Below are 8,047 nucleotides of genomic sequence, written 5' to 3' on the forward strand. Positions count from 1 at the left end.
CCCCGCGTCGTCATCCCCTGCCGCGACGACGACGTGGCCTGGCTGGCCGCCCGAGCCCAGGCCCGCCCCAACCCGGCCCTCCCCTTCCTGTGCGGCGCCCCCGGCCCCGCCCTGGCCATGCTCGACAAGGCCGCCAGCGCCGCCCTGTCAACGCGCCACGGCCTGCCCTACGCCGCCACCCTGGCCACCGACACTGACGCCGCCCGGCTCATCGACTTTGCCGCCCGCCACGGCTACCCCCTGATCGCCAAACCCCGCCAGGGCTTCGCCTCCCGCGGCGTCTTCCTGGTTCAGAACGAAGCCCAGCTCGCCCGCCTGGCCGGCCGCCCCGACTACATCCTGCAGCGTTACCTGGGCGACCGCGCCGAGGTGCAGGCCTACCTGGACGGCATCGCCCGCGACGGCATCCCTCTCTTCCACAGCTTCGAAGCCGACAAGCACTCCATCCAGGCCTTCATCGCCCCCGACGGCAGCCTCAAAGGCCTGCTGGCCACCCGCCACGCCATGCGCCAGGGCCGCAGCGAACGCGTCGCCCGCAACGACGACCCCGCCCTGCTCACACTCGGCCAGCGCTGCGCCCAGGCCTTTGCCACCGAAGGCTGGCGCGGCCCCCTCAACATCCAGTGCCAGCGTACCCCCGAAGGCGACTACGCCATCTACGAATACAACGGCCGCTACACCGGCGCCACCGGCGCCCGCCAGCTACTGGGCTATGACGAAGTGGGCATGGGGCTGGAACACTTCGGTGGCATCCGGCTGCCGGAGAGTCCCGCGCCGCACGCCTGGCCGGATGCAGTGCAACGGCTGCCGGTGAGCCGGGCGGTGGAGGCCGGGTGGGCGGAAGCGCTGGAACGGACGGGGCACTGGCTGGGTCGGCGGGGGTGAGAGAAATCGACGACCTCCCCCCACTGAACTTTGTTTCTACACGCGAGAGGCACCGTACCCTCTGATGTCTGAACCAACGACATAAAAAACTCTTAGTCCTCTGCAACCAACGGTTTAGCTGCCCGAATGATCAACAACAGTTCGGAGTCGTCAACAAGGCGGTACACCGGGCGAAGACCGGATAGCCGCTCACTCTGATCCAGGATGATCTGCACACCCTCACCACGCTTGTCCATCATCGCGCTGCGACCGGTGATCGCTTTGTCGGTGTCGGGTACCTGGCACTTGGCCAGCAGGCTGGTGACGGCCTCATTCCGCGCAGCTTGCCGATAGGGAAGGCTGTCCACGGTCATCGTGTTGGGGATGGCGCCAGGCGAATACAGCTCCAGCCGATCCGCAAACATCTTCAGGCGGATCTTGGCGCCGTGAATGGAATAGTCTCTATGGGCAACGGCATTCACCAACGCTTCGAAGACAGCCGTCATGTCGTACTGGGGCAGATCATGCCGACCCTCATCTTTCGATGCGAAGACCCGCATGTTTTTGCGGACAAAGTGACAGGCTGCCAGCACCTGGGCATCAAGAGGCCCTGTGATGTCTTGGGCATCGAGCTGGTAGGCGGAGTCGCCTTGAGGCAAGACCTCGGTCCCCCGATAGGCCACAGCCTGGATGAAAGCATTCGGCAGCCAACGGCGAGGGTCCGCACTTGCCATCAACACACCGGAAATGGTCGGACGAAGGACCCCGTCGGCATCCGGGCGAGCCATGGCGAGCTTGTCCAGAAGCACCTCACGGGTGTCCTGCACGCGGGGGCTCGCGAAGCGCTGCCAGAGGGCATCTGAAAGATCGTCGAGCGAAGCGCCGGGCACGGCCTGCTCGTCGAAGCGAATGATGCGCGCTTGGCTGCGCTGTTGAAAAAGACGCGCCAAATACTCGGGCGCCATCTCGCGCTTGGCACTGCCCACACGATGGAAATAGCCGCCGGGGCTTCGATGCACAAACAGACTGCCAGCGACATCAACCTTCAATACGGGTAGCTGCTCGCCGGCAGTGCCGGGCAGGGTCAGACGCTCGATCACCGGCGTCAGCGGCGGGGTGATGATGTCCAGGCAAATCTGCCGGACGAAATCTTCTACCAAATCCAGGCGATCCAGCGGAATACCAAGTACGTCACGGGTGTCGTCTACGCCCAGCACGCACACACCGCCACGGCTGTTGGCAAACGCCGCCAACTCGTCGGCCAGGGAGTCTCTATGGGGCGCCGATACCTTTTGGCCGGCAAAGCGGACTTCCTTCAGCTCCAGATAGGAGTCCTCGCCCAGACGAATCTTGTCGATCAAGTCGGCGACGCTGTCGAACATGTCAAACCTCTTTTCCGAGACGCTGGTAGCGCCTCTCGAACGCTTCTTCACCGCCTTCCATCACCTGGCAGACTTCACGGCGCATGGCGTGGTCCTGCAAGGAGCCGGTTTGCTTCACATGGCACTGGTGATTGAAATCCAGCACGTGAATCAGCTCCGCATCGCCATTGACCACGATGTTGGGGTTGTGGGTCACGATGATGAGCTGGCGGCGCAGCTTGTTGCTGCGAATCTGCTGCACCACCAGCCCGTAGATCAGGTGGTTGTCCAGGTCGTCCTCGGGCTGGTCGAGCACCAGCGGCTCGTTGCCGTGCGCCAGCAGGAAGGCCAGCATGGCGGCCGCGCGCTGCCCGGCGGAAGCCTGACCGATGGACCGGAAATCTTTGCCATCGCCTTTGCGGCTGTATTCCACCTGCAAGCCGTCTTCGGGGAACCAGCACCGGATGTGATCGATGAACTCCGGGCGCTTATCGGCCTCCGCTTTCAAGAACTTACTGAACCAGGCACCAAATTCCGCCTGACCACGACAGGCTTGCAACAGGCGCGTCTTCTGCGTCTGCAGCGCCTGCTCGAAGGCGGCAGTATCCCCGGCGCTCGGTTGTTCGCCAAGAACAGACGTCCCAAGCAAGTCGGCCACGAGGCCCCTGGGAAGCCCCCCCTCTTGCTCCTGATACAGGTCATCCACGTACTTGCCGTCCGCAGCCCCAAGCAGCTCCCGCAAGGAGCGCTCAATGCCCTGCGCATCCCGGCTGTATGGGATCAGCTCGATCCGCACGAAGGGATTGCCTTGCAGCGTTGCCTGCAGAAATTCGCTGCGCTGGGCACTGATGGCACGGCGGGCAGACCGCACCTGCTGCTGCAGCACTTGGGCCTTCTCGCGCAACGCCTCCTGCTGCTTCTGCAGGCCCTCCAGCATCGTCAGCGCGGTCTCCAGCCGCAGTTTCTCTTGAACAAGACGGCCGTACTCGCTGGGGTCATTGACACCCTGCTGTAGCAAATCGGCCTTGAGCTGGTCGTAAGCTGCCTTGGCCGCGCCGATTCGCGCAAACGACGGTAAGGCTTCCAGTTCGTTGCGCAGGACGTGTCCGCGTTCCTGCAGCGCGTTGGCCGTGTTCTCGACCTCCTGCCGCGCTTTGGCGATGGCTGCGTGCAGCGCTTGGACGAGGCTCAGGGCCGGGCCGTCCTCGGCGGTATCGAACAACCCTTCTGGCAAGTCTTCCGCCAGCACGTCGGCAGCAAACGCTTTCAAGCGTGCTGACAATTCGGTGGCGGCTTCGAACTGGCGTTCCAGCTCGCGGCTTTGCCGGCTGGTGCGCTGGTAATTCTTCAGAACCGCCGCATGGTCGGCGCCCTCGAAGCGGGCCAGCTTGCGCTGAATGTCTTGCAGGGCAAGCGTCAACGGCTCGCGTCCTTGCAGCTTGCCTTCCAGCTCACGCATCTGCGCCCGAGCGGCCAGGAAGGCACGCTTGGCCTCGTCAAAGGCCGCCTGCTGCGATTGCGTGCCAGCGGCATCGTCAACGACCTTCAGCAGCGCCTGCTGGCTGTCGCCGGCCAACGCCGCGATCTGCCCCTGGCTGAACAGGCGCAGCGGGAATCGCTGTTCAGTGACAGCCTGGCTGGTCGAGGGCTTGAAGCTGCCCGAAGCAGTGTCCCATTCCTCCACCGCGTGGCCTTGACCATCCTGTCGCCAGATAAGGCGATACGACATGCCATCGCGCTGCACTTGCACGCAGATGGCCGTCTCCCCCCGCAGCCCGCCTTCGTCACTGCGGGTCTTGGCGACCTTGTTGAAGCGGTTGAAGGTCTGCCCGGCTTCCGAGGTGGGCGACAGCTCCTTCTCGCGCCGATAGGCCAGGCGCAGGGCATGCACGATGGTCGATTTGCCGGTGCCACGCCCACCGATCAGGGCGTTGAAGTAGGGGTTGAGCGGCAAGCTGGCGGGCAGCCTGCCACGCCCCATGTAGCGCGCGTCGCGAATTTCAATCGACTCGATGAAATGCTCGGGCGTGTTGAACGGCGCAAAACCGCTGCTTTCATCGCTGCGTCGAACGGAGACCTCTTGCCCATCCAGCAACGCAAGTCGCAAGCCTTCCGCGCTGGGTTGGGCCATCTTGATCCAGGTGTAGCGCGAACCCGGCACAGCCGACCCCTGGAAGCTGTGGCAATCGCTGCCCACCACGCTGGCAAAGTGCAGTTTCAGTTCATCCAGCACCATGGGTACGGGGCTGGAGGCAGCAGCCCACTCCAGCGCCAGGATGCCGGGCTCCTGCAAAACCTGCCTGACCGTCGTGGTATCCATCAGGCATTCTCGCGTACCAGGCTCGACCTGTAGCAGGCCCTTGTCGCCATCGACGTGTGCCGGAATGGCAATGCCACCCGCCGCCAAAATGCGCTCGACCACCTGGGCGGCACCGATTCGGGTGACGCCATCGCTGTCGCCGCGCGTGCCTTGGTAGTCCACCCGCGCCAGCAGGTCGCTGATGGTCTGACTGGTGGCGGACGGGTCGAAGATCGCCAGCAGGTGAAAGCCTCCCTGTACCGAAATTTCCACACCGGGGAAGAGGTGCAGTTCACGGAAACCGGCGGGCGGTGCGCCTGCGTCGGCCTCGCGCTTCATCTCCGCATAGGCCGCCTTGAGCGTATCGATCCACTCGCCTGTGTTGTGGTCGGTGACCGCCACGCAGTCGATCCCGGCGGCCATGTACTTGAGCAGCCAGGTATGTGGCGTCAGCGCATTCGGCGTACCGATGGCCGCCTGCCATGCCCCGGTGTCCTTGGAGGCAGGGGTGTGGGTATGGAAATCGAACTTCCACCAGCGTGCGCCGGGGTAAGGCCAGGGTTGGCTCATGTTCTTCTCCTGATGGCGGCCATCACTATTCCGCCTTTATTTTGAGCACCTGCATCAGCGCCTGAACCTCATCCTCGAACGGGCTATCGCCGAACTCGCCCGGATCGCAGGCGAGACACGCCTCGACGTCCTTGCGCGACAGATCGCGCTTCAGTGGCTTGGCGTACTTGTGCGCCTGCACTTCTTCTTTTGGCGCCCCCATGTCAAGAGCCTGTCTCTTGTCTTTCGATGGCGTCACTTTCCAGTTTCAGCCCATGCTCATGCGCATATTTCAGAATCAGCACTTCCATCATCGAGGCGATTGAACGGTGCTCCCGCTCTGCTGCCATGCGCAGCAAGCGCTTGATATCTGCCGAGGTTCGGATGGACAAGGTTTCGTCCTTGGGGCGCTTCATGGCGCACTCCTTTTGTGGATGTCCCGCAAATGTACTGCATTTCGCAGCAATCGAACCCACCGAGAACGCTCCTCATTCGGCCAAGAGGGTCCCATGGCCGCCCGCACCCAGACCTTTACCGAATCCGACACCACCTACCCCCCTGACTGCCGCCGAGGTGATTGCCCGCAACCAGGACGAGCCCGTCGGATGACCCGGGTGCGCGCTCGGCAGCCGGCCTCGCTACGCATCGCGTCGGGCTCAAGCCCCTTGCGGGGGCGCTGCCCCCGCTCCCCCGCCCGGCACCGCTTCGGCACCCGTGTGCTATTTACTGGACCTTTGTTCAGGGGGTAAAGGGGTAAAGGATGAAGATTTAAGGGTCCGGGCAAGCCGAAAACCAGTGAAGTTGAAGCGGATGACCGGGGAGTACCTGCTGCGGATGGCCGAGCGGGCATTGTCTGGGGAGTTGTTCCAGCCGCCGCCGCGCAGCACCCGAACATCTTCACCGCAGTTGGTCTCCCAGGGCGTGCTCCCATCCTCCGGCGCACCCTTGTAGTTGTCCTGCCAGCAGTCCTGCACCCATTCCCAGGCATTGCCATGCATGTCGTAAAGTCCGAAGCCATTCGGCTGGTAGTGCTTCACAGGAGCCGTATGCACATGGCCGTCATCACAGTCGGCTATCGTAATGTCCGGATATACCTTCTTTGCGCGCTGGTCGGCCACATTGGCGTAACGGCACAGATCTGCGGACTTGTCACCAAAGTGGTAGCGGCCAGAACTCCCCGCCCGCGCTGCGTACTCCCATTCCCCTTCCGTCAGCAGGCGATACGTTTGACCCGTCCGCTGGCTCAACCACGCCGCAAACGCACGGGCTCCGTTCCAGTCCACGCAAACCACAGGGTGATCCGACCTCTGCTCAAAGCCAGGGTCGCGCCAGTTGCGTTTCGCATCATTCTGCCAGCCCTTGCCTGACCACACGCTACAGCCTTCGCCAACCTTATACCCGGTCTCATCCACAAAGCGCCCAAACGATTCCCGCGTCACTTCCCCCTCCATCACCGCAAACGGCTCCCTGATCCTCACACGGTGCTGCGGGCTTTCATCCGATTCATGACCTTCCTCACCCTCCGGCGACCCCATCACGAACTCCCCCGCCGGCACCACCACCAGCCACGGGCACCCCGCATCGCGACAATCACGCAGGCGGGTGCCGGGTGGGTAGGCGCCCTCCTCCATCTCCGCGCTCGGGGTCGTGAACGCCACGGAAGGCATCCAGTGCGGCGCGAGGTAGGGCAGCACGACACCCGCCAATAACACCAGAGCCAGCCCCAGCCAAAAGGCCGCCCGCAGGCTCCGACGGACGGCCGCCGAGGCGCGTCCGGGAGGGGGGCGCAGGATGGGGCGCAGGACGTCCTTCAAGGGTGGCAGGCTGGTGCCGGGCGGCGCTAACGGAGGGGCGGGCGCTTGAGGGGGCGAATCATCGGGGCGGAGAGGGGCTGCACTCATTTGTACACCTCTCCCCCTGGGGCAAGCCGACGCGCCAGGGCGTCCAGCAGGGCGTGCACCCGATGATCCTGTGCCCCGCTCCAGTCCAACACATCAAGCGTGAACAACATGTCGAAGGGGGCGGGTATCCCGACGGCTTCGATGCGCACGAGTATCAGCACCTCCCTGTCCCAGCCCCGCGTGGCGGCATCCAGCACGAATTGACTCTCCACCGAATGGGACGACCACAGCACCACCACCAGCCGGGCGGCCTCCAGGGCCTGGGCGTTGTCCTCGATCCAGTTCTTTCCACCCATGAGCTGCACGTCGGTGAACACCCGCCAGCCCCGTGCCCGGAAGTGACGGGCCAGACGCTCGGCGACGGCCCCGTCGGGTTGGGCGTAGAGCAGGTAGATGTCGGGGTCGGTTGCGTCCTCAGGGGGTGACACGCTTTCCGTCGGCACGGCGGCGGGCGGCCCGGGCCGCAGGAGCCGGGCGACACCGCGGCGCACCGGGTGGGCCACCACCATGGTCACTGCCCACAACCAGCGCAGGGGGTTGAGAGTGAACGGGGCGAGGTCGCTGTCGTCCGGAGTGTCGCCCACCTCCAGGGCCAGCTCCCGATCGTAGTCGCCCCGCAGCACGCCCAGGTAGATCACGTCGCGCAGGGGGCTGTCGGGGGGTTCGCCTTCCACCACGCCGGCAAAGCCGATGCGGTCGCGCAGGCGCTGCAGCCAGCCGGAGCGGTCGTCCCGGGCGACGCTGCCGAGGGCGATGCCACCCGGCAGGGCCTGACTGCCGGCGGTCTCGAAGAGGCCCTGGACGATGGACTTGATGAGACTGCGGGTGCCCACCGGCTGGCTGAGCAGCAGGGCCCGTCGCAGCCAGTCGGGCATCCAGCCCTGGCGGCACCAGGGGAGCTGGGCGATGGCCATCAGGCGAGCCTCGAAGAGGCGCGGGTCGGTGCGCTCCGGCTGAAGGCCCGGTTGCTCGGCCAGCCGGTGGGCCAGATAGGCGGTGAGATCGGCGGAGAGCTGAGGGTAGGCGGCGGAGGCCACCAACCAGGTGTAGGCCGTGGGGCCTAGATAGTCGCG

The 8,047-nt window shown here is 64.8% G+C and carries 7 protein-coding genes; 1 reads left to right on the plus strand and 6 read right to left on the minus strand.

From position 1 onward, the window contains the following. The coding region (locus tag J0L98_RS20555) for a hypothetical protein (protein ID WP_296413977.1) at window positions 1-885 on the plus strand (885 nt) is incomplete at its 5' end. A gap of 92 nt (window positions 886-977) precedes the next feature. Here the strand turns inward: J0L98_RS20555 and J0L98_RS20560 are convergent. From J0L98_RS20560 to J0L98_RS20585, 6 genes are all read right to left on the minus strand, one after another. Beyond that, window positions 978-2,246, minus strand: coding sequence for an ATP-binding protein (locus J0L98_RS20560; RefSeq protein ID WP_296413979.1), 1,269 nt, complete (start codon window positions 2,244-2,246; stop codon window positions 978-980). Between the two features lies 1 nt (window position 2,247). Continuing rightward, window positions 2,248-5,094: a TrlF family AAA-like ATPase gene (locus J0L98_RS20565; protein WP_296413981.1), complete on the minus strand. Its 2,847-nt coding sequence runs from the start codon at window positions 5,092-5,094 to the stop codon at window positions 2,248-2,250. Between the two features lie 25 nt (window positions 5,095-5,119). Next, window positions 5,120-5,332 carry a hypothetical protein gene (locus J0L98_RS20570; protein ID WP_296413982.1) on the minus strand — a complete coding sequence of 71 codons (213 nt, stop codon included), beginning with the start codon at window positions 5,330-5,332 and terminating at the stop codon, window positions 5,120-5,122. Further along, window positions 5,298-5,489 carry a hypothetical protein gene (locus J0L98_RS20575; protein ID WP_296413983.1) on the minus strand — a complete coding sequence of 64 codons (192 nt, stop codon included), beginning with the start codon at window positions 5,487-5,489 and terminating at the stop codon, window positions 5,298-5,300. The genes J0L98_RS20570 and J0L98_RS20575 overlap by 35 nt, the downstream gene beginning before the upstream one ends. Window positions 5,490-5,792: 303 nt before the next feature. Continuing rightward, the gene (locus J0L98_RS20580; RefSeq protein ID WP_296413985.1) at window positions 5,793-6,887 is read right to left on the minus strand and encodes a formylglycine-generating enzyme family protein; all 1,095 of its coding nucleotides are present in this window, start codon (window positions 6,885-6,887) and stop codon (window positions 5,793-5,795) included. A gap of 83 nt (window positions 6,888-6,970) precedes the next feature. Further along, a partial coding sequence (locus J0L98_RS20585) for a toll/interleukin-1 receptor domain-containing protein (RefSeq protein ID WP_296413986.1) occupies window positions 6,971-8,047 on the minus strand: 1,077 nt, incomplete at its 5' end.

Source organism: Zoogloea sp., assembly GCF_017302315.1.
Taxonomy (GTDB): domain Bacteria; phylum Pseudomonadota; class Gammaproteobacteria; order Burkholderiales; family Rhodocyclaceae; genus Zoogloea.